Origin of the sequence: Arthrobacter sp. FW306-07-I, assembly GCF_021800405.1 — a bacterium.
Taxonomy (GTDB): domain Bacteria; phylum Actinomycetota; class Actinomycetes; order Actinomycetales; family Micrococcaceae; genus Arthrobacter.
In genome coordinates, this window is the sequence record NZ_CP084550.1 from 2,471,815 (window position 1) to 2,492,977 (window position 21,163).

Annotated in this window: 17 protein-coding genes; 6 read left to right on the forward strand and 11 right to left on the reverse strand. The window is 61.5% G+C overall.

Annotation, left to right across the window (positions count from 1 at the left end):
• Window positions 1-513 precede the first annotated feature (513 nt).
• Window positions 514-1,539, forward strand: coding sequence for a restriction endonuclease (locus LFT46_RS11435; RefSeq protein ID WP_236819653.1), 1,026 nt, complete (start codon window positions 514-516; stop codon window positions 1,537-1,539).
• Between the two features lie 385 nt (window positions 1,540-1,924).
• Here LFT46_RS11435 and LFT46_RS11440 read toward each other — a convergent pair whose 3' ends face one another.
• The 8 genes from LFT46_RS11440 to LFT46_RS11475 all read right to left on the reverse strand — a co-directional run bounded on the left by LFT46_RS11440 (window position 1,925) and on the right by LFT46_RS11475 (window position 9,711).
• Window positions 1,925-3,178 carry an APC family permease gene (locus LFT46_RS11440; RefSeq protein WP_236819655.1) on the reverse strand — a complete coding sequence of 418 codons (1,254 nt, stop codon included), beginning with the start codon at window positions 3,176-3,178 and terminating at the stop codon, window positions 1,925-1,927.
• Entirely contained in the window at window positions 3,171-3,491 is a 321-nt protein-coding gene (locus LFT46_RS11445; protein ID WP_094180403.1) for a PadR family transcriptional regulator, read from the reverse strand. Before LFT46_RS11445 ends, LFT46_RS11440 begins: the two co-directional genes overlap by 8 nt.
• A gap of 123 nt (window positions 3,492-3,614) precedes the next feature.
• Window positions 3,615-4,433, reverse strand: coding sequence for an IS21-like element helper ATPase IstB (gene istB / locus LFT46_RS11450; RefSeq protein WP_094180402.1), 819 nt, complete (start codon window positions 4,431-4,433; stop codon window positions 3,615-3,617).
• Window positions 4,430-6,103, reverse strand: a complete 1,674-nt coding sequence (gene istA / locus LFT46_RS11455; protein ID WP_236819657.1) for an IS21 family transposase — start codon at window positions 6,101-6,103, stop codon at window positions 4,430-4,432. The genes istB and istA overlap by 4 nt, the downstream gene beginning before the upstream one ends.
• Window positions 6,104-6,219: 116 nt before the next feature.
• Window positions 6,220-6,705 (reverse strand): hypothetical protein, encoded by a 486-nt coding sequence (locus tag LFT46_RS11460; RefSeq protein ID WP_236819659.1) that lies wholly within the window; start codon window positions 6,703-6,705, stop codon window positions 6,220-6,222.
• A 408-nt stretch (window positions 6,706-7,113) separates the two neighbouring features.
• On the reverse strand, window positions 7,114-8,130 hold the full coding sequence (locus LFT46_RS11465) for an EcsC family protein (RefSeq protein WP_236819661.1): 1,017 nt from the start codon (window positions 8,128-8,130) through the stop codon (window positions 7,114-7,116).
• A gap of 207 nt (window positions 8,131-8,337) precedes the next feature.
• Window positions 8,338-8,997 (reverse strand): DUF4352 domain-containing protein, encoded by a 660-nt coding sequence (locus LFT46_RS11470; RefSeq protein WP_236819663.1) that lies wholly within the window; start codon window positions 8,995-8,997, stop codon window positions 8,338-8,340.
• 51 nt (window positions 8,998-9,048) lie between these two features.
• Window positions 9,049-9,711 (reverse strand): hypothetical protein, encoded by a 663-nt coding sequence (locus LFT46_RS11475; protein ID WP_236819665.1) that lies wholly within the window; start codon window positions 9,709-9,711, stop codon window positions 9,049-9,051.
• Window positions 9,712-9,947: 236 nt separating this feature from the next.
• On the opposite strand from LFT46_RS11475, the gene LFT46_RS11480 reads away from it, so the two are divergent.
• The 5 genes from LFT46_RS11480 to LFT46_RS11500 all read left to right on the forward strand — a co-directional run bounded on the left by LFT46_RS11480 (window position 9,948) and on the right by LFT46_RS11500 (window position 18,680).
• The gene (locus tag LFT46_RS11480; RefSeq protein ID WP_236819667.1) at window positions 9,948-12,008 is read left to right on the forward strand and encodes a hypothetical protein; all 2,061 of its coding nucleotides are present in this window, start codon (window positions 9,948-9,950) and stop codon (window positions 12,006-12,008) included.
• Window positions 12,008-13,636, forward strand: a complete 1,629-nt coding sequence (locus LFT46_RS11485) for a class I SAM-dependent DNA methyltransferase (protein ID WP_236819669.1) — start codon at window positions 12,008-12,010, stop codon at window positions 13,634-13,636. Before LFT46_RS11480 ends, LFT46_RS11485 begins: the two co-directional genes overlap by 1 nt.
• Window positions 13,633-14,859: a restriction endonuclease subunit S gene (locus LFT46_RS11490; protein ID WP_236819677.1), complete on the forward strand. Its 1,227-nt coding sequence runs from the start codon at window positions 13,633-13,635 to the stop codon at window positions 14,857-14,859. The genes LFT46_RS11485 and LFT46_RS11490 overlap by 4 nt, the downstream gene beginning before the upstream one ends.
• 85 nt (window positions 14,860-14,944) lie before the next feature.
• The gene (locus tag LFT46_RS11495; RefSeq protein ID WP_236819679.1) at window positions 14,945-18,133 is read left to right on the forward strand and encodes a type I restriction endonuclease subunit R; all 3,189 of its coding nucleotides are present in this window, start codon (window positions 14,945-14,947) and stop codon (window positions 18,131-18,133) included.
• Window positions 18,134-18,176: 43 nt separating this feature from the next.
• Window positions 18,177-18,680, forward strand: a complete 504-nt coding sequence (locus LFT46_RS11500; protein WP_236819681.1) for a hypothetical protein — start codon at window positions 18,177-18,179, stop codon at window positions 18,678-18,680.
• Window positions 18,681-18,706: 26 nt separating this feature from the next.
• Here LFT46_RS11500 and LFT46_RS11505 read toward each other — a convergent pair whose 3' ends face one another.
• From LFT46_RS11505 to LFT46_RS11515, 3 genes are all read right to left on the reverse strand, one after another.
• On the reverse strand, window positions 18,707-18,832 hold the full coding sequence (locus tag LFT46_RS11505; RefSeq protein WP_236819683.1) for a type II toxin-antitoxin system RelE family toxin: 126 nt from the start codon (window positions 18,830-18,832) through the stop codon (window positions 18,707-18,709).
• 93 nt (window positions 18,833-18,925) lie between these two features.
• Window positions 18,926-20,266, reverse strand: coding sequence for an SMODS domain-containing nucleotidyltransferase (locus LFT46_RS11510; protein WP_236819691.1), 1,341 nt, complete (start codon window positions 20,264-20,266; stop codon window positions 18,926-18,928).
• Between the two features lie 54 nt (window positions 20,267-20,320).
• On the reverse strand, window positions 20,321-21,127 hold the full coding sequence (locus LFT46_RS11515; RefSeq protein WP_236819693.1) for an SMODS-associated NUDIX domain-containing protein: 807 nt from the start codon (window positions 21,125-21,127) through the stop codon (window positions 20,321-20,323).
• Between the last annotated feature and the right edge of the window lie 36 nt (window positions 21,128-21,163).

Here is a 21,163-nt window from a genome sequence, read left to right on the forward strand (position 1 = left end):
CCCGGCCACCTCCTTGCAAGTCCTCCAAGGAGGTGGCCCCGCACTTCCGACAGGTAGGGCGTCTCACCCATTTGGCCAACTGCATGAACAGTTGCCAAAGTTCTCTGGAAACCTCACACTGTCCTGTGCTACCGCCAACTAGGCCAGTTTTTCGCCAACGGTCCAGAACGAAATCGCCAACTAGCTTCCGAGCTCACAGGCGGGCGTATGTGAGATTTTGATCTAGTCGGAAGAACTTCCAACAACGAATCGGCGGAAATACGCGCGACACATCTCCGGCGGCCAGGGCGCAGTGGCAGGTCGAATTGGAAGTTTGTCGGTGCAGTTCTCGGAAGACCGCCTCGGGGACCGTCGACGTCGCATCCGAGAAGCCCCTCGAGCTCCACGTTTTTACGAGGTTGCCTACCGGCATGGCGTCGATCAGACCAGCGGGACGGAGGTTTCCCTAAGTATCCTGGGAGGTCCGACGGTAGGCTGAGCTGACTGAACGGCAAGGGAGAGGTCGGGGACAAGTTGGTTGCAGTCTGGGGCATTCACAATGACGCACTGTCTGATGAATTGGTTGAGGAGGGATTCATCAGCATCGGCTGGTCTGCCATTCCCGACATTCGCTCAATCGGCAGAGACCGCGATTCATTGAAGCGCGCACTTAGCGGCGCTTATCCGGAAGCCAAGGCAGGAGCTATCCCAGTCTGGGCTGGCATTCTCTATCGCTTCGGCTTTGAAATGAAGGCAGGCGACGTCGTCATCGCACCGTACCGCGCCGATAGCACCCTCAACTTTGGCGTCATTACGGGAGAATACGAATACCTACCCGAAGTCCCTGTGCACCCTCACCGGCGCAAGGTCAGGTGGGTCAAGACGGGAGTTTCTCGAGGCTTGTTTCCCCAGGCTGCACTCTATGAAATTGGCTCTGCAATGACGCTTTTCCGGGTCAAGAAAAATGTTCCCGTGTTCATGAACTTCCTCGATGCAGGTACGGACAGCCCGACACAGGAACACGTTGTTTCAATTGAGTCACACGCGGTAGATGAGTGGATCGAAACCGAGCCAAGTGCCGCCCGTTTGGACCAATTCACCCACGACTTCATTCTGAAGACCCTGCTGCAAGACCTCTCACACGAAGAGTTTGAACATTTCACCGCCGATCTCCTCCGCGCCATGGGATACCAAGCGCGCGTGACGCCTTACTCCTCGGACGGCGGTGTTGATGTCATCGCGCACAAGGACCCTCTCGGCCTCGAACCACCGGTGATTAAAGTCCAGTGCAAACACACTGCCGCGCAGCAGTCCCGGCCGGACGTTCAACGCCTGAGTGGAACGCTTGCACACGGTGAACTTGCCCTCTTTGTCTGCCTTGGTAGTTTCAGCAAAGACGCTTTGGGCTACGAGCGTGAACGGCAAAACCTGCGGCTGCTCACAGGAGCGGAAGTCGTGGAACTGACCCTCGACAACTACGACAAGTTGGAGCCGCGCTGGAGGACGCGTATCCCCCTACGTCAGGTGTACGTTGTGGACCGCGCTAGTGAAGGTCGTTAGCTCAGTCGGGGATTGCCGCTAAGGCAATGTGTTCGTCCAGTGGTCCCGCCAATTGCCGTGGAGTTCGAGCATCAGGGCGGGCTTCTCCACTGCACGAACGCTCGAAGCCTCGACCGAAAATTCCTGGTCGTGGGTGTTCAGCTTGCCACGGCACTTATCCCAGGACTGCAGAGAGCTTTTTCGTCCTCTGCCACCAGCCTCGTCAATCCTCGAGAACGAGGCTGACCGCATATTCCAGCGCATGCCGAGCGAGGCTTCATGGTCCTGCACAAGTTGAAGGCCCAGTGCCACGTGCGCGAAGTCAGTCGGCCCTTTCCGTAGCTTCGTCTGAGTATGTCAACTATTTTTGGCCCCGTTAGGGCGGCCATATCCGGCCCCGTCCGGGTCAGGATTTTCTGCTTAGCCTGACCAGGCGCAGGATGATTCCTGCCGCGAACATGAGGATGCCGAGCACCACAGACAGCGGCGGGAGGGTGGCGACCAGGGCAACGCATGCCACGGCGCCAAGCACTTGCAGTGCTTTGGGATAACGGCGATCCGTGTCCGGCTGCGTGAAAGCGGCGATGTTGGCGACCAGGTAGTAGATCAGCACGCCGAACGAGGAGAAACCGATCGCGCCTCGCAGGTCGGCGACGGAGATGATCGCGCAGATCACCACGGCCAGAGTGGTCTCGGCCCGGTGGGGGACTTTGTAGCGGGGGTGGACGGCGGAGAGCCAGTGCGGAAGGTCGTGCTCGCGGGCCATGGCCAGGCTGGTTCGTCCCAGCCCGGCGATGAGGGCCAGCAGGGCGCCCAGTGCCGCGACCGCTGCTCCTGCCCGGACTACGGGGCCGGCCCATGACATCGACCCGGCTTCTACCGCGGCGGCGAGGGGTGTGGGGTTGGTTGCCACTCCTTCGGGGCCGATGGTCGCCAGGAGGGTGACTGCAATGACGGCGTAGACGATGATGGTGATGCCCAGGGCGATACCGATAGCGCGGGGGATGGTGCGTTTGGGGTCACGGACTTCTTCGCCCATGGTCGCGATTCTGGCGTAGCCGGCGAAGGCGAAGAACAACAGCCCCGCGGATTGCAAGATCCCGTACCAGCCATGAGCCAGCAGCCCGTCCCCGAGAATCCTTGCCGGGTCCGGGGAGGAGCCTCCCCAGCAGGCCGCAACGGCGATCGCGAGGGCTGCCAGCACGGCCACGACGAGGATGCGGGTCAGCCCGGCTGTCCTTGTTACGCCGTGGTAGTTCACGGCGGCGAGAACGATCACGGCGGCGATGGCCACGGGACGTTCCCACCCTGCCGGGGCCGCGTAGGCGGCGAAGGTCATGGCCATGGCCGCGGCGCTGGCGGTTTTGCCGATCACGAATCCCCACCCTGCCAGGAATCCGGACCAGGGACCCAGCCGTTCACGGCCGTAGACGTAGGTTCCGCCTGAGGTCGGGTAGACGGCGGCGAGCTGGGAGGAGGATGTGGCGTTGCAGAACGCCACGAAGGCCGCGACGACCAGACCAACCAGCAAGCCGGACCCTGCCGCGGCCGCTGCAGGGGTGAAAGCCGCGAACACACCGGCGCCGATCATCGAGCCAAGACCGATGACGGACGCGTCGAATGTTCCCAACCGGCGGGCCAGGGCCTGAGGGTTACTCATACGGGTTCTCCTTCGGGGACGTGGGGAGGACTTCGGCGGCGAGTTCAGCAATGGACCTGCGGCCTTCAGCCAGGGCGTCAAGGCCTGCTGTCGTAGCCCGGTAGACGCGGCGGGGCCTGCCGCCGACTACTTCCTGGCGGGAGACCAGCAGGCCGTCCTGCTCCATCCGGTGCAGTGTCGGATACAGGGTTCCGGGAGAAATGGAATACCCGTGGTTGGCCAGCTCTTCGGACATCCAGGCGCCGTGGATGTCTTCCTCGGCGGCGTGGTGGAGGATGTGGAGCCGCACGGCTGCACGCATCAATTCACGCATCGCACTCCCAATGTCGAATACAGATATCGAAATCCGATATCTGGTCTGGGTTCTACGATACCTCCGCTCCGCGTCTTCTCCGAGCCCGAGGACACGTTCTCGGACGGAGGGCCTGGACCGCGCTTACTGGCCCTGGGCCGTTGCGAGACTGCGGGCGAGCCGGTAAGAGTCAGTGCCGGTTTCGATGATAGTGCCGTTGAATGTCAGACGGTCCACGATGGCTGCACAGAGACGTGGATCCGTGAAAGTCTTGGTCCAGCCGGAGAACGACTCGTTGCTGGCGATGGCCACGGAGTTCTTTTCTTCGCGTTCGGTGAGGACCTGGAACAACAGCTCTGCACCGCGCCGGTCCAGTTCCATATAGCCAAGTTCGTCAATACACAACAAGTCCACGCGCCCGTAGCGGGCAATGGTCTTGGCCAAGACCTTCTCATCAGAGGCCTCGACGAGTTCGTTCACGAGCCGGGTGGCCAGCGTGTATTTGACCCGGTAGCCCTTCTCCGCCGCGGCGGTGCCGAGGCCGATGAGCAGGTGGGACTTCCCGGTCCCGGAGTCGCCGATCAGGCACAGGGGCGATCCTTTGCGGATCCAGTCCCCGGTTGCCAGGGTGTGGATCGTGGCGGCGTTGATGTTCGGGTTCGCGTCGAAATCGAAATCCCCGAGCCATTTATCCCGCGGGAAGCCGGCTGCTTTGACGCGGCGGATCGAGGAGCGCCGATCCCGGTCATCACACTCGGCCAGCAACAGCTCCGCCAGGAACCCCTGATAGGAGAGCTGTTCCTTCCCCGCGACGTTGAGGGCTTCATCGAGCACCGCCCGGACGGTGGGCAACCGGAGCCGCCGGCAGGCCTGGTCCACGGCCGCGACCGCCGCCTGCTCGGTCAGGCCACGCCGCCGGCGCAGGGTCGGAGTGATGCTTGTTCCAGGGACGCTGGGGCTCATGAGATGTTCTCCTTCGACACTGTTCCTTCGGTATGGGTGCGTTTGGCCAGCAACTCGTCATAAGCACTAATCGAGGGCATTGGCCGGGTGTCCGGCGGGAGTCCTGCGATGACGGCTGCAGGGTCCATGAGCCGGCGCTGGGTGAGGCTGACAACCCGTTGCACATTCACTTCCACATGAGCACCGGGATGACGGTCCGGACCGGACCCACCTCCGGAAGAAATCGTTGCGTGTCTGCGGGCTTCGACCGCGACGACGTCGGCGCTGACCGCACCCACTCCCAGGGCTGCGGTGATTCCTGCAGTGACAGCGGATGCGTCCATGGAGCGGTGAAGCAGCAGGACGCCGATGAGTTCACGGGTGCCGACCGCGTCGCCGTTGACCCTGCGGGAGGCGGCCCAGAACGCCTCATGAGCACTGGTAAACGCGCCCGACTCCCGCGCCCGGGCCAGAGCCGTGGAACCAGGCAGTGCGCCGGGTTTGGTCTTGAGGACCTCGAGGTAGTGATCCAGCTGAACTGACTGCCCGTGTTTGGCAACAATCCGCTGATGCCTGGCGGCCACGGCACGGCCGTCGAAAACCACGACTTCGGAGGCCCGCAAGGACACCCGGACCTTCCTGCCGATGAACCGGGCCGGAACGGAGTACTTCACCATCCGCACCGTGATCATCGAGGACCGGTCCACCCGCGGTGTCAGCGCCAGCCCCGGGTCGAAGACCTCTCCCGGCAGCGGCGCCAGGAACGGCTGTTCGGCCTCGAAGTCCTGGCCGATGGTGTGGATCCTGTCATTGATCCGCCGCCGGCCGTCCAGGGATTCCCATTCACGGATCCGGTCGTTGAGCTCATCCAGAGACGCAGCGACAGGCATGGGCGAGAGCCTGTTACGACGGAACCAGCCCACCTCGCCTTCGACCCCACCCTTCTCGTGAGCCCCTGCAATGCCAGGCTGGCAGTAGAAGGGATCAAAGCCGTAGTGCGAGCGGAACAACACCCACCGGTCGTTCTCCTGCCGTTGCCGGCCCTGCCCGAACACCACGGCACTGACCGCGCTGGTGAGATTGTCGTAGCGGATGTGCTTCGTTGGGATGCCGCCCAAAACTTGGAAGGCTGCGATGTGGCCTTCCAGAAACGCTTCCTGGGCCTGTGTCGGGTAAATCCGGTGGATAGCCTTACCGGAGTGGGATAACCGGAAGACGAACATATGACACTTCGTCTTCACACCATTCAGAACCACCCAGACTTCACCGAAATCCACCTCCGCCTCCGCACACGGGGCATGCTCCTGCGGGACGAATACTTCAACCCGGCGGCCGGCCTCCACATCGATCTGAGCCCGACGGACCCGCACATAGTCACGCACGGTCGAATACGACAACTCCTCCGCCCCGCGCTCCTCAATGAGCCTGGCCAGAATCCGTCGGGCAGTATGGCGTTGCTTCCGTGGCGCCGTCGTATCCTCAGTCAGCATGGCATCGATCGCAGGCTTGAACGGCTCCAACCGCCAGGCCACGCCTTGTCGTGGTTTGCGTTCGGGAGGGGAAGCAGATCCCAGAGCCTGTCTCACAGTCCTTCGGTGAACCCTGTGCCTAGCCGCTAGTGCACGGACCGAGAGGCCCTCGACCCGGGCATCCCTTCGGATCTGCGCGAACAACTCCACTCTCGACTCCATCCAGACCAGCCTTCCGCCGCATCCATACACTGATGAATCCAACGTTGAAGGTGGGGCCACATATAACCGTCACAAAGTGCCCGGCGAGTCATGAAGTGGGGCCAGAGATAACCGTCCTACCGGGGCCATTCAAACCTGTCACAGTCATTCGTCAGAGCCAGCCGCGCGCGCTCGTGTCGGTATCGAGGCGCCAACAGCTTCACTCCCGGGTAGTTTGTCCCCGGCAGGGCAGTGAGCAACAAAGACCATTCCATAAGGAGTTCGAGACGCTTTGCCTCAGTCTGGGACCTAGTGCCGGTACCGCCATAGACATCTGCTAGGGCACTCCAGAACAACACGAAGTTCTTGAGCAACCCGTCAGCGGCAAGGGCGTCGGAAGGCGCGCCCCGGTCGAGTTCAATTATGTCGAGTACAAGGGATTGGGGCAGAGTTAAGCACCCCTCGTGCCCCAGCTGCAAGAACCTGTCGATGCGGGCGGCCGTTGCGCTGAAGCACAGACTCCATTCCTGAATGCCCGGCACCTGAACCACAACAGACCGCTCGTGGTAGCGAAGCAGGTTTTTAGTCCAATTAAAGTACGGTGTGATTTCTTGCTCGGTCATCGTTTCTCCTTTAGTGGGTTAAAGCAAAGTGCCCTTGGCGGATGCCAAGGGCTGGAATTTTGGACAGAATATTCGTTCATGGATAAGCGGATCGGCGTGCACGGCAGCTGGTGCGGGGGTCAGGGAATGCAAAAGGCCTCCGGAACGATCCGGAGGCCTTCATTGCTTCTATTATCTTCTTTGCCGCGTTACCAAATCAATTATCGTTGTTCTGAGTGGGTTTCAGAGCGCCCGTCATCTCGGCAACCTGGACAACATCGCTGATGGCAGCCCGCTACTCCGGGTTATCGATGTGCTCTTCCGTCGTATCGTGGGACCGCTTCCGTGACACATGCAAATCCCAGTCACTGCATATCAGATCGCAACCGCGAAGCAGTGTGCCTATTTCATGAGGTCGTCATGGCTGCTTTAGTCGATCCGGGCCTCAGCCAACGGCTCGTCTGAATCAGTAACCAGGGCCGCCGGCAGCGGCAACCCGTACTTCTCACACAGGAATCGGGTCTGGCAGTACCGCTGCGCATCAGCGGCCACGTTGCCGAGAACTGCTGAGTTCATGCCGGCACCAATGAGGATGCCCACGTACGGCAACACTTTAGCGACGTTTTGAACCGGCACTTTGGTACCGGCCGGACCAACGTGCTGCAGTAACTTCTCCAGGGCGGCCAGCAGACGATGGTCGGCACGGAGTTTCTCCGACCACCGAACACGTCCCTTGATAGCGTCAGCTGCGCGGGCGACGTCACGCAGCGGCTCGACCTTGGCTGCTTGCGCCATGAATGACCGGCGTACCAGGCGTTGGATGAAGATCTGCTCATCGGGGTCTTTAGCGTCGTAGCCGTACGAGTACGCGATTCGCGCCGCAATCGATGTGCTCAAGACTTGGATGACGAGAATGTCCGCTGTCATGGCAACAGGGATACCGGCCACGGGAGTCAGAGCCAGCACACCCATGGTCCCACCTTCCAGTGCGCCTGCTGTCCGCCACGTGAGGGTGTTGAATTTCAGCAGCCGGTCGCAAACCTTGAGATCGTGCTGCCGCAATTCGGTGAAACTATTGAGGTCGAGACCTCGCTTGCGGGCAAGCTTCTCAACGCCCTCAGGGTCGTTAAGCTCCATAGCCCAGTCGTTGACCAGCTCGAGAAGCGCTGCAGCGCCTTCGAGCGCTGGCCGCACCGCTGCAGTGGCGACAGCGTCGCCGGCACGGCGGATAGGCTCTTTGACCCCCTCTGGCACAGCTGCCGTGACCCTGTTCACGGCCATTCCTGTTACCTCTCCGGTGCGCTCGAGCGCAGTGCTCGCCCAGTTCGGCAGGCCACGGCGGTTGTTACGCTTCTGCCAGTGATCGTTGAGCTTCTCCCACACTTGCCCCTCGTAGGTGCTCATCGGCATCGCGCCGCCGACGATCGGATCGGTAAATGTGCTCACTGAGGTTCTCCATTTCGACTGCGATTGCTGGGTCCCATGATGCCCTACCACCCAACTCATGATTGAGAAGGACCGCGTGTGGACGAGAAGGGCATCCGTCTTGTTGATCCTTAGCCGCGGGAATGCAGGACGGTAAGAAGCTCTCCGAGGAGTGCGAAGGAGACGAACCGGTGAATCCGGTAGGCCTCCTTTCGACCTCAAGACCGCCTATCCCGAAATTTGGATCCGGGCAGCCTCCTGCAGCAGCGGATCAGAAATCATGACGGTGGCAGCACCCGGAGCAATATCGAAGGCCACGTTGCCCCGCGCCTTGTCGCCGGGCAGAACCTCGCCTGAGCCCAGCTGATTATCGGCGAACATGCTCATGTCTGCCTTACGCCCGTTGGCATCCTTCGCCGTGAAGTAGAGCGGGTTGGAGCTCGTCTTGCCGGATTCCGTTTCCCAGAGCACGTCCAGGAGCAGGTAGGTGCCGTTCTTGGGCGGTGTAGCGAACGCGCCGGTGGTGACTGAGTCGGTGCGGACGGCGGACACGATAGTGATCCTGGCGACGTTGCCGTTGCGCATCTTCACGGAGAACGGAACGCCCACCACAGGTGCCGCGGGAGCAGCAGGAGCTGACGACGGCGGTGCTGCCGCCGCCGGGGCGGCAGGCACAGCGGCAGCCGGCGCGGTGGCCTCAGCGGACGCTACGGCGGAGGCGACGGGGCTGGAGTCCGCAGCCTGCTTGCTTCCGCCGGAGCAGGAACCCATGAGAATGCCCACCAGCAGGACGCCTGCGGGGACAACGAAGCGCTTTTTCTTGTAGAACGGGCGGGTGGCAGGTGCCTGGGCAGCCGGCGGGATGGGGACGAAGTTCTGGTTGGTCATGATGGTGCCTTTCAAGTGATGCGGTTGGATGATGCTGCGGAGTAGCAGTGGTTACTGTTTTTCCCATTTGCCGCAGCGGGTTGAGTTGAAGTCTTGCCCTGCTGACAGGGTGACAACCGGTCGGCCGCCGCCGGGGATGTCGTTTTCGATGATGTCGCTGCCGTTGCTGCCGCTGCGGTAGATCCCCCAGTAGCAGGTGGATCCCACGGCAGCCGCGGCCCGGTAGGTGCCGGGTTCGATGTCCGTGCCCACAGTCCACGTGCCGTCGCCCACGGTGCGCGCCGCCTTCGCCTTCTCGGCTCCGGTCACGGCGTCCTCGCGGGCCTTGACCGCTGCCTCAGCCGTCTTCACGGCAGCGTCGGCCTTGCCGACTTCGGCCTCCCTGGCCGCAACCTTGGACTCGCGGGACGCCATTCCGTTCTCAAGCGAGTCGTACTTGCCTTTCAGCGAGGCGTAGCTGGAAAGCGCCGCATCCCGTTCGGTCTCGACGGTGGACTTCTCGCTGGCAAGGGACTTGTACGCGGTGCTTTCCTTGGGATCCGGCAACACCGTTCCAAGAGCCGTTCCGCCGGCTAACAGCACGACGGCGGCCGCCGCCAGAAGGACAGGCTTCTTCCGGCCCCGCCTGATCACCTCGGCAGGCTCGTCCTGCCCGGCTACATCCACCTGCTCGGTTTCGGGGATCTCCCCCGGGCCGATGTCGTTGTTCAACACTCAGTTCGCCCCATTTCGTCAGTCGTGCAGGTCGGCGGCGGGATACCTCCCCCCAATGTGCGGTTTCCCGCCACCGCCACAGCCCCGGAGAATCACCTCTTGGCTGCAGAAACAAGCTATGGCTGTGTAGGCAAATTCAGACGCTGACTAGCTGATAACGGGGGTTATCAGCAAGAGTCTGGCGATGTCAGGGCATCAGGTTACGCTGTGGGAACATTCAACGAAGGGGGACGGCAATGGTCACAGCAGCGCACTCACTGCGCATGACACTGACGGACGTGGCATCCGTCTCGCAGGTTCAGCGTCCCGTCGTCTCCATGTGGCGGAAGCGCAGCAGCGCGAGTTCACTCCCGTTCCCCGCGCCGGTGGAAACTGTAAACGGCGTCGAACTTTTCGACGCCGACCAAGTGACCGCATGGCTGCAAGCAACCGGCCGGGGCAACAATCCTGAGGCAAAGGACGACGTCGCGGTATACGCGAAACCTGCGGATCACGCTGGGCCATTGCAGGACGGCCGCAAGACCTTCGACGGCCTCACAGCCCTGCTCGCCCTGAAAGTCATCACCGGAGAGGTGCTGGGCCACCGGAGTGCATCCGGTCTCCTGGATGCGGCCGATGAGGCCGACTCTGATGACCTGTTCCTCTACTCCGAGCTGGAGGCTCTCGGCCCCGCTCTTACCGGGCTGGCCAGCTTTGCGGACAGGCTGGCGAACAGCGCCTACAGCGCTCCGGCGGCGTTTGAGAAACTGCTGACCCACCGCTTCAAGGAGGGCCTGAGGGAGCATGCGAATACCGCACTTACAGCCCCAGCCCTCAACCTCATCAGCGCGGCAGCCATAGAGCTCGCGGTCACGCTGGATAGCCGGCCAGTCTTTGTGGACGCCACACCAGGCGGAAGCGACGTCATGCTCAGCATCGCGCAGCAGTTCGGCGCGTCAGAGTCCGCCACCTTTTTGGCAGCGGATCACGACGGCGGCGCCTCACGTTTGGCCCGCCGGCGCCTGGCAGTGCATGGTGCGGACAGTGGGCCCGTCAAGGTTGATAGCAAAGGCGCCTTCGCCGTCACCGGTCCTGCAGTCCATGTTGCGCAATATCCCGCGCCCGGTGAACCCGGTCTGGACACCGAAGGCATCCTGTCCGGCATCGAGAACATCGTGCTGCAGATGGACGACTCCCAGAGGGCCGTCATTATTGCTCCCGCCCGGGTGCTTTGTGATGCACTGTCGGGCGTGGCCGGCAACGTCCGTGCCGACCTGCTCCGGTCCGGCCGGGCGCGGGCCATCATCCGGCTCACGTCTGGGCTCCTTCGGGCAAAGCCACGCGAGCCGCAGGCGCTGTGGGTGTTGGGGCCGTCTTTTGCCGACGTGCCCATCGCCGAGCGGTGGACCATGGTGGCGGATCTCAGCACCACCCCACTCACCCTCGACGTGAGTCAGGACCTGATCAGCGACGTCGTCGCCTCCATGGGCGACCGGGGCACCATCCGCGCCCACTCCTTCCGGTTCGCCCGGTTGGTGCAGACCCGGCTTCTGCTTGCGCGAACCGGTGCCCTGGTAGACCTGCCGGCCAAGGCTACGTCAACGGCGGCGCCCGGCGCAGAGGCGGCACTGCGTGCCGACGAACTCGTCAGGGCCCTGTCCACAGGGGGAAGTGGTGACACCACGCTTCTTGGTGTTCAGCCTGCCGCCAACCCTTCCTCCCCCGCTCCCGTCTCCGTCACAGAACTTACGGGCTCCGGATACCTCAAATACGTCAAGGGCATCCGGGTCGAGGACCAGCACATTAACAAGACGGCGGGAAGCAGGATCCTGGGCCGCGAGGAACTCATGGATCCCCAGAACACCCAGCCGCGCTTCATCACCCTGCTGGACTTCGCCGCCAACTACCCCGCGGGACGGCTCACCGAGCCGGGTGACGTCGTCTTCTGCACCAGCCCGCGGCCCGCCGCGAGGGTCGACCCAGAGGGCGGCGCCGTCGTCGTCTTTCCCGCGCGGATCCTGAGGATTGACCAGGGCGACCCGGGCGGCCTCCTGCCCGCCGTCGTCGCCAGCGACGTTAACAACCTCAACCCGGCAGACAAGTCCTGGCGGGGCTGGCTGCTGCGCCGCACAGGCGAAGCCCAACGCCAGCCGCTCACCGAGGCCCTGCACCGCCTGCAACACGAGCAGGCTCTGGCCCAGGAACGACTCAAACAACTCGAAGAACTCGCTACCCTGATTACGGACGGCGTAGCGGGCGGAAGCCTCACCCTGACAGACCCTATTACCCACGCCGTACCAGAAAAAGGAACTGCATAATGCCCCCGAAAGTGAAGGTGGACCTCGCCCCGTCCACCATGAAGGAACTTAAGGACACTCTCTGGAAGGCGGCGGACAAGCTCCGCGGCTCGATGGATGCCTCACAGTACAAGGACGTGATCCTGGGGCTGGTGTTCCTGAAGTACGTATCGGACGCGTTCGAGGAACGGCGCGAACAGATCCAGGCCGAGCTGGAAGCTGAAGGGCTCAACGAGGAGCAGATCTCCCAGCTGATCGACGACGTGGACGAATACACCGGACGAGGCGTGTTCTGGGTAGCACCCCGCGCACGCTGGACGTACCTGGCGGAGAACGCCAAGGGCCTGGATGCGGTGGACGGTGCCGCGCCGAAGTCCATCGGGCTGCTGATTGATGAGGCGATGGAGCTCATCATGCAGGACAACAAGAGCCTGGCCGCCACGCTGCCCAAGATCTACAACCGGGACAACGTGGACCAGCGCCGCCTCGGCGAGCTGCTGGACCTCTTCAACTCGGCACGGTTCACCGGCCAGGGCGCCAGCAAGGCCCGCGACCTGCTCGGCGAGGTTTACGAATACTTCCTGGAGAAGTTCGCCAAGGCGGAGGGCAAGCGCGGCGGCGAGTTCTACACGCCCGCCGGCGTGGTCCGGGTACTCGTGGAAGTACTTGAGCCGCACCGCGGGCGCGTCTACGACCCATGCTGCGGCTCGGGCGGCATGTTCGTCCAGGCGGAGAAGTTCCTGGCCGCCCACCACCTGGAGGGCTCGGACATCTCCGTCTACGGCCAGGAGCTCAACGAGCGCACCTGGCGAATGGCCAAGATGAACCTGGCCATCCACGGCCTCAACGCAAACCTGGCTTCCCGCTGGGGCGACACATTCGCCCGCGACCAGCACCCAGAGCTGACCGGGAACAACGGCGCGGACTTCATAATGGCCAACCCGCCATTCAACATCAAGGATTGGGCCCGCTCGGAGTCGGACCCGCGCTGGAAGTACGGCGTCCCGCCGGCCGGCAACGCCAACTACGCCTGGATCCAGCACATCATCTCCAAGCTGGCGCCCGGCGGCAGCGCAGGTGTGGTCATGGCCAACGGCTCCATGTCTTCCAATTCAGGCGGCGAGGGCGAGATCCGCGCCCAGCTGGTGGAAGCAGACCTCGTATCCTGCATGGTGGCGCTGCCCACCCAACTGTTCCGCAGCACCGGCATCCCGGTATGCACCTGGTTCTTCGCGAAGGACAAGACCGCCGGCCCCCAGGGCTCCGTGGACCGGACCGGGCAGGTGCTCTTCATCGACGCCCGGAACCTGGGCTACATGGTGGACCGCGCCGAGCGCGCCCTGTCCGACGACGACATCGCCAAGATCGCCAACACCTACCACGCCTGGCGCGGCACCGCTTCGGCAATTGAGGCAGGGCTGACGTACGACGACGAGCCGGGCTTCTGCTACTCGGCCAGCCTTGCGGAGGTCAAGGCAGCGGACTACGCGCTGACGCCCGGACGGTACGTTGGTGCCGCTGAGGTTGAGGCCGACGGCGAGCCGATCGAGGAAAAGATCGCGCGGCTTTCAAAGGAGCTGTTTGAGCAGTTCGAGGAGTCCGAGCGGCTTGCGGCTATCGTGCGCGAGCAGCTGGGGCGGGTGCTGTGAACAATCTCGTCCTGGACCAGAAACTTGGAGACGCTGTCGAAGTATCGGACTACGTGGCAAATGGCAGTTTCGAATCGCTACGGCTCAACGTTTTCACGTCTTCAGCCAAGGGATACGCGGTATTAGTTCGCCTCGTCGATCACAATGCCGGATGGACCGGCCCATTCAGTTATGTTGATAGGTCTTCCTACGAGTATCTGCGTAAGAGCCGCCTGAGCGAGGGCGATGTGGTAGTCGCTAACGTTGGTGCGAACGCCGGAACCGTGTTCCGCGTACCTAACCTGGGCATGCCAACGACGTTGGGACCAAACTCGATTGTCTGCCGCCCTCGAGACCTGGACCAGGTGGACAAGACCTATCTGTATTACTACCTCGCGGGTCCTGTCGGTCAGTCGCTAATCGCCGGTATCATCAGCGGCAGTGCGCAGCCAAAGTTCAACAAAACATCCTTTCGGCAGCTTCCCATCTCCCTCCCTCCCATCCGTCAACAAAGAGGGATCGCAGAGGTGCTGGGCGCCCTCGACGACAAGATCGCCGCCAACACCAAACTTGCTAAGACGTCCGCAGATTTGGCGCAGGCCCTGTTCGCGGCTTCAATGCGCGCCGCGGACCACGAGGTAGCGCTTTCCGAAGTTACCGAGCTCCTTAGTCGAGGCGTTGCACCAAAATACTCGGAGGCTGAGGACACTGTCGTGGTGCTCAATCAAAAGTGCATCCGCGATCAGCGCGTCAACCTAGATCCGGCTCGGCGAACAATTGCATCGAAGGTCGGCAGGAACAAGATGCTGAAGATGGATGATGTACTTGTGAACTCCACAGGCCAGGGAACCCTCGGCCGGGTAGCACGCTGGACCAACAGTGACAACGCTACTGTTGACTCCCACATCACTATTGTCCGGTTCGATCCAGCGAAAGCTGATCCCGTCTGCGCGGGCATGGCTCTCCTGGCTTCACAGACAACCATCGAAGAGATGGGCGAAGGAAGCACCGGGCAGACAGAGCTATCACGAACTGAACTCGGCAAGCTCCGTATAAGGCTCCCCGAGAGGAGCCGGCAGGCTGAACTCGGGGAGCGAATCGCGTCGATGTCGGAGATGGAGAGCGCGCTCCTGAGCGAAAACCAGACCCTCGCTGCTACTCGTGACACCCTCCTCCCCCAGCTCATGTCCGGCAAGCTCCGGGTCAAGGACGCGGAGAAAGTTTTGGAGAACGCCGGGGTGTAAACGCTCAGCGCAGTTGCGGCGGGTACCGGGGACAGGGCAGAAGCCTGAGTAAGCTGAGCAACAAATCGATTTTGGGGGAATCACCGTGACATCACCAGCAGTAGCCTTCTCGGAAGCCGACTGGGAAGGCGCCGCGAAGGAGCGGCTTGGCGAGCTGGATTGGAAGCCGTTGGAGGGCCAGTCCATTGCGCCTGGTACAGGGGAACGAGAGTCGTGGTCGGAGCTGCTGATCCGGCCGCGACTGCTTGCCGCCCTCCAGCGCCTTAATCCGGTCGTCCCCGCCCAGTACCTGCAGCAGGCCTTGGCGGAAGTCGCTTCACCCAAGTCAAACGATCCGATGGCCGAAAACCACCGCATCCACAACTGCCTCGTCGACGGCTACCGGCTGAGCTATATCGACTCCGACGGCAACGAAGCCAACCCGACCATCCGACTGCTGAGCCAGGCACCGGACCAAAACGACTGGCTCGCCGTCAACCAGGTCACGCTGGTCCAGGGCGACTACAAACGGCGCTTCGACATCGTTCTTTACTGCAACGGCATGCCCATAAGCATTATTGAACTGAAGAAGGCCGGCAGCGCCCACGCCGACCTTCCCGGCGCCCACGCCCAGCTGCAGACCTACCTCCGCGAATTCCCCATGGCGTTCCGCTTCTGTGTTTTCACGCTCGCCAGCGACGGCATCCAGGCAAAGTACGGAACACCGTTCACCCCCTTCAACCACTTCTCACCTTGGAATGTCGATGACGACGGCGTCCCGGTCCCCCCGGGCTACATGGTGGATGGGGACGCCGTCACCGCCCTCGACACCGCGCTGGACGGCCTCTACAACCAGGAACGGTTCCTGCAGCTGCTCCGCAATTTCACGGCCTTCGACCAAGGCTCGGGCGGACTGGCCAAGCGGATTGCCAAGCCGCACCAGTACTACGCCGTGACCAAGGCGGTGGCCAGCACCATTCAGGCAGTGGAAAGCAACGGCAAGGCTGGCGTGGTGTGGCATACCCAAGGGTCTGGCAAGTCCATGGAAATGGAGTTGTATGCCAACATGGTGGCGCGCCAGCCGAAGCTGAAGAACCCCACTGTCGTGGTCATCACCGACCGGAATGAACTGGACGGCCAGCTGTTCGAAGGCTTCGACCGCAGCCTACTCCTCGCTGAGTCGCCCAAGCAGATCAAGAAGCGGTCGGAACTTCGTGACGAGCTGAGCAACCGTACCACTGGCGGCATCTACTTCACGACGCTCCAGAAGTTCGGCCGCAGCAAGTCCGAAAAGGAAGCCGGCGCTGACCACCCTCTGCTGTCCGACCGTCGCAACATCATTGTGGTCGTGGATGAGGCACACCGCTCGCATTACGACGACCTGGACGGCTACGCCCGCCACCTGAGGGACGCACTTCCCCACGCCACGCTCATCGCCTTCACCGGCACCCCCATATCTTTTGATGACCGGAATACGCAGGAAGTCTTCGGCGATTACATCGACATCTACGACCTGTCCCGGGCAGTTGAGGACGGCGCCACCGTGCCGGTCTACTTCGAGCCGCGGCTGATCAAGGTGGGACTTTCCGAGGGCGTCACGGAGGAGGATCTCGACAAGTCAGCAGATGAACTGACGCTGGGCCTCGACGATACGGAGCGTGCCCGGATTGAAGCGAGTGTCGCCGTCGTCAACGCTGTCTACGGGGCGCCGCAACGCATCGCTGCTCTGGCCGAGGACCTGGTGGCGCACTGGGAGAACCGGCGCGACCGGATGCTCAAGTTCATTGAGGCGCCGGGCAAGGCGATGATCGTGGGCGGGACGCGGGAGATTTGCGCAAACCTCTACTCGGCCATCGTGGCACTGCGGCCGGACTGGCATTCGGACGACCTGTCGAAGGGCAAGATCAAGGTGGTCTACTCGGGCGACGCGACTGACGTTCCGCCGGTGTCGTTGCATGTGCGCCGCGATTCGCTGAATGCGCAGGTGAAGGAGCGGCTCAAGGACGTCAACGACGAACTGGAGCTCGTCATCGTCAAGGACATGATGCTCACCGGCTACGACTCTCCCCCACTGCACACCCTGTACCTGGACCGGCCGCTCAAGGGCGCCCTGCTAATGCAGACTCTGGCCCGGGTCAACCGCACGTTCCGGGGCAAGGAGGACGGGCTGCTGGTGGCATACGCGCCGCTGGCCGAGAACCTGTCCAAGGCCTTGAGCGAGTATACGCAGTCCGACCAGGCGAACAAGCCGGTGGGCAAGAACATCGATGAGGCTGTTGCGCTAGTCCGTGATCGAGTGGACGCCTGCCGAGGCCTGCTTTCCGGCTATGACTGGAAAGCAGTTTGGCATAAGGGAGGACCGAAGGCCTTCCTCAACGCGACGTGGGGTTCAGTAAATTACCTTCGGGATCCTCGTACACCGGGTAACCGTCCGGACGATGGTGAAGAGACGCTCGCGGCCAAGTACCGACGGGTTTCAAGTCAGCTCGCCCGGGCGTGGGCTTTGTGCTCGTCCTCGACGGATCTGGAAGCACTCCGCCCAGAAATTGCCGTGTACGAAGAGATCCGCGTGTTCATGGCAAAAATGGACGCCAGCGACCGGCAGGCAAGCGGCGAGCCGGTACCCGAGGAAATCCAGCGGCTGCTGGGTAACCTGATTGCGTCCGCGACGTCCTCAGGCGAGGTGCTGGACATCTACGATGCTGCCGGCATGCCCAAGCCTTCCCTGGATGATTTAACGCCCGAGTTCATCGCCAAGACGCAGAAGGCACGGAACCCGCAGCTGGCCATCGAGGCGCTGCGGAAGCTGATTGCCGATGAGTCCGCTTCTTCCACGCGGAACAACGTGATCCGGCAGCGGGCGTTCTCTGAGCGGATCACCGAGCTGATGAAGAAGTACACAAACCAGCAGCTGACGTCGGCTGAGGTGATCGCGGAGCTGGTGGAGCTGGCACGCGAGGTGGCCGCGGAAGGTAAGCGGGGCCAGCAGTTCACTCCCCCGCTGAATTCGGACGAATTGGCCTTCTACGACGCCGTCGCCCAGAACGAGTCTGCGGTGGAGGTCCAAGGCGAAGGCGTCCTGGCTGACATTGCCCGCGAATTGGTTTCCGTGATGCGCCGCGACGTCCGGACCGACTGGACCGTCCGCGACGACGTGCGTGCCAAGCTGCGGTCCTCGATTAAGCGGCTTCTTGTGCGCTTCGGGTACCCGCCAGACAAGCAGCCGGAGGCCATCAAGCTGGTTATGGAGCAGATGGAGTCCATGGCGCCGCGCTTTGCCGAAGCGCGTCTCTAGTCCCGAGTACCTGCCAGCAGGCAGTAGCAACAAAATACGAAAAATGGGGGAAATCATGTCGTCATACGATCCGTCTACAAGCTACAAAGGCCCGGCTGTTCCACCGGTTCCGGAGTCCGCCCCGCAGGTGAACGTCAGCAGAGGGAAGGGCCGGATTAGAAGATTTACTGCCGCCGTGGGACCGATCCAGCTGGCACGCATCGTCCTGGGAGCAGTCTTGGCGTTCTTATTCATCTTGACGTGGCTCGGCACCGGCCCTGCTGCAGTTGATGCCGGCAGCCCCTCAGACTGGAAGTCGGAGCTCAATTCAGCCAGCGTCAAGAACGAAATCAACAACGGTGAAACGAGGGGTGCGCCGCAGCAGACTGTAGTCAACGGCTGGTACGCGAACGATATTGCGACTATCACCGCAGCGCAGAACACATACATGGCCGCGAGTTCCGCCCGGAACGGAACTCTTCTCACTCTGCTGGGCCTCGGGTTTGCTGGAGAACTAATCCTCCGGGGTCTGGACAGGGCACGCAACATCAGGTCAGCGACCGCCTAGGATCAACTCCTACACACCAGCGCCTCTCACTTCTGGTAAATGTCCCGCCGGTGCCCTAGGTTCACCACCACGACCAGGAGCACGTCGTCCTGAATGGTGTAAATGATCCTGTAGTCGCCGACACGGACCCGGTAACCAGGACGGCCGCTCAATGCAATAGCCTTGGGCGGCCGCGGCTCTTGGCCAACGAGTGCGATCCGCCCTGACTCCGCTCCCTGCTCACGTCGTTCATACGGAGCTCATCCTCAGATAACGATGACATCCTGGCGGCTCTTTGCGACGCAACTACCGTCCTTGACTATCATCGCTTCGACGTAGTGGTACCCAACGTAGGATGTCGTCTCGATCCAGTTGCGTGCTCCGCTGTCCTTCTGAATTTCACCTCGTAGTGAGCCGGCCCTCTCTGCTTCCTCTCCATAGTTCCGAACCTTCCAGTACACGTCATATGGCTCAGGTATGTTCGATTTTTCAATCTTGAACTTCAAGGATTGACGCTTCCCGACCCTGTCACCGCGCCGAGGCAAGGGGCCGCCACGGAACCCCTTCCGCGGGACTACGTACCCGACGTTTTTGAAGCGATAAGCGGGGTTGAGAGCCTCGGGAATGGCAAAATCTCGGTCCAGGAACCGCTCCGACGCCGGTACCAGCGGCCTGATGGAGGCCGCCGCCGTAAGGCTAGCGGGCTCAACGATCGCACCGAAGTTAGATCCGAACAGATCTCGCCAGATTTTCACTGCCTTGCTGTAGTCGGACTCATCACAGGCTTCATCGATTTTTTCGACATACGAAGCGAATCGGGTCCGGAAAGTCTGGTAGTTGTGGCTTTGCCAGCGATCAGCCAGGTTCCGACCAGTGCCAGGGTCAATAATGCAGGGGGCGTCGTGCGGATATCCAGCGAGTTGTGTAGCCAAAGCCGCTGAAAGTGTTCGGAGCGTATTAGCGACGTTTCTATATGCGTCCGGATCGCTTATCCTCGCGGTCTCACTGACGTGGTGAGCCAACGCGGCTGTTAGTGTGACGGACGGGATCGCGAAGCGGGCCTTGTGGTCGCGTAGGTACTTCAGGAGCCGGACGACCTTGACGAGGTTTCCGTTCGTCATTCGGTTCTTGCCCTCTAGCCACTCGGTGAATTCGTCGGGGGCAGCCGGTTCGAACTGGTTGGTGTTCCTATTGGTGACGTAAGGAGCGCCGTACAGGGTCACAAACGGGACCACGTCGACGTGGAAGTCGCCTGCGTAGTCAATCGTCACGCAGCGCTTCTTGCGCGAACGCATTGACCTGTAAGACGCACTCCGCCCAAACGCCTCGTACAACTTCTGCACGTAGTCGCTGGGCTCCCAGCCTTCAACCCCATCCATCAGGACCAACACGTCTGCGTCAAATTCTTTGTTACCGACGGGCTTGATGATGGTCCCGTGCGCAAAGGAGCCTTGCGGAATCACTTCGACTACATACTCACCAAAGACCTCATCGTTCGAGAGGAAGTTCTCAATGGCGGTCACGCGTTGAGACAGCAGGTTCAACCTGCTCTGGTTCAAATTAACCTTTTCCTTGAGAAAAACTCGAAAATCACCGGACTGACTCATTTTTTGTCCTTCTGAAGAAATTCAAAGCAAGCCGCTAAGCACAGCACTGTGATCTCAGATAGCGGCATCTATAGTCCACTCTGCGGTCTGGGCTATCTGAGTGATCTGGCTGGCTGCGCCATCTGCCGCTCCCCTTCGTCGAATTTGGTCTTCTTTAGCCCAAAGAACCCGAGAGTCTGAAGTGGTCTTCAGCTGCCGCAGCGCAGCCAGTTGGTCAGGCGTAGGTAGGAGCTCCACAACATCGGCGATCAGCAGTTCCTGGCTCTTTGCCCAGGGGCTGTACTTCATAGGGCGATAAAGACGTTCGACTCGGTCGTACTTGATGAGCCGAAATAGCTCTTGGGGCAGAATGCCAGTAGCAACTAGTTCCTCATGGAACTCGCGCCAGCAGTCGGTCTCACGTCCACGCTCTCCCTCAAACCACCGTACGAACGAAACTAGATGTTTGCCCGGGACGCGCACCCGGAGATCACCCTCGCTGACGGCGTCTGGGACCAACAAATCGTCGTCCAGGACGTTCATGTCGCGTAATTTTCCTGACGATGACGGATGAGTCTTGTAAACGCCCCCAACGGGTTGATACTGATCGAACCTTTGACCCTTCACCAGTAAGTAGTCACCGTCAACTTGAATGCGATAAAGGTACGATGCAGAGATACGGACACGGCGTTGCCAAGTACGGAGGGCGTACCAAGCGACCTTCAGAAATCGAAAGTTAGTAATAATGGTGTCTAGCAGCGGTATGGCGAAGCCGATCGCGAAACCACTGGAAACTGCAAAGAATCCTTTGTCGGGATCCGAATTAATCATCGCAATTGTGAAAACTACAATTCCGATGAAATAAACAAACAAGCGAGCCACGCTAAGACTCCTTAGTCGCAGTAGTTAGCGAGTTGC

Bases quoted from the DNA above. Each gene is read 5' to 3' on its own strand.
- LFT46_RS11440 (WP_236819655.1), bottom strand. From the start codon at position 3,178: ATGAGTAACCCTCAGGCCCTGGCCCGCCGGTTGGGAACATTCGACGCG.
- LFT46_RS11445 (WP_094180403.1), bottom strand. From the start codon at position 3,491: ATGCGTGAATTGATGCGTGCAGCCGTGCGGCTCCACATCCTCCACCAC.
- istB (WP_094180402.1), bottom strand. From the start codon at position 4,433: ATGAGCCCCAGCGTCCCTGGAACAAGCATCACTCCGACCCTGCGCCGG.
- istA (WP_236819657.1), bottom strand. From the start codon at position 6,103: ATGGAGTCGAGAGTGGAGTTGTTCGCGCAGATCCGAAGGGATGCCCGG.
- LFT46_RS11460 (WP_236819659.1), bottom strand. From the start codon at position 6,705: ATGACCGAGCAAGAAATCACACCGTACTTTAATTGGACTAAAAACCTG.
- LFT46_RS11470 (WP_236819663.1), bottom strand. From the start codon at position 8,997: ATGACCAACCAGAACTTCGTCCCCATCCCGCCGGCTGCCCAGGCACCT.
- LFT46_RS11480 (WP_236819667.1), top strand. From the start codon at position 9,948: ATGGTCACAGCAGCGCACTCACTGCGCATGACACTGACGGACGTGGCA.
- LFT46_RS11485 (WP_236819669.1), top strand. From the start codon at position 12,008: ATGCCCCCGAAAGTGAAGGTGGACCTCGCCCCGTCCACCATGAAGGAA.
- LFT46_RS11500 (WP_236819681.1), top strand. From the start codon at position 18,177: ATGGGGGAAATCATGTCGTCATACGATCCGTCTACAAGCTACAAAGGC.
- LFT46_RS11510 (WP_236819691.1), bottom strand. From the start codon at position 20,266: ATGAGTCAGTCCGGTGATTTTCGAGTTTTTCTCAAGGAAAAGGTTAAT.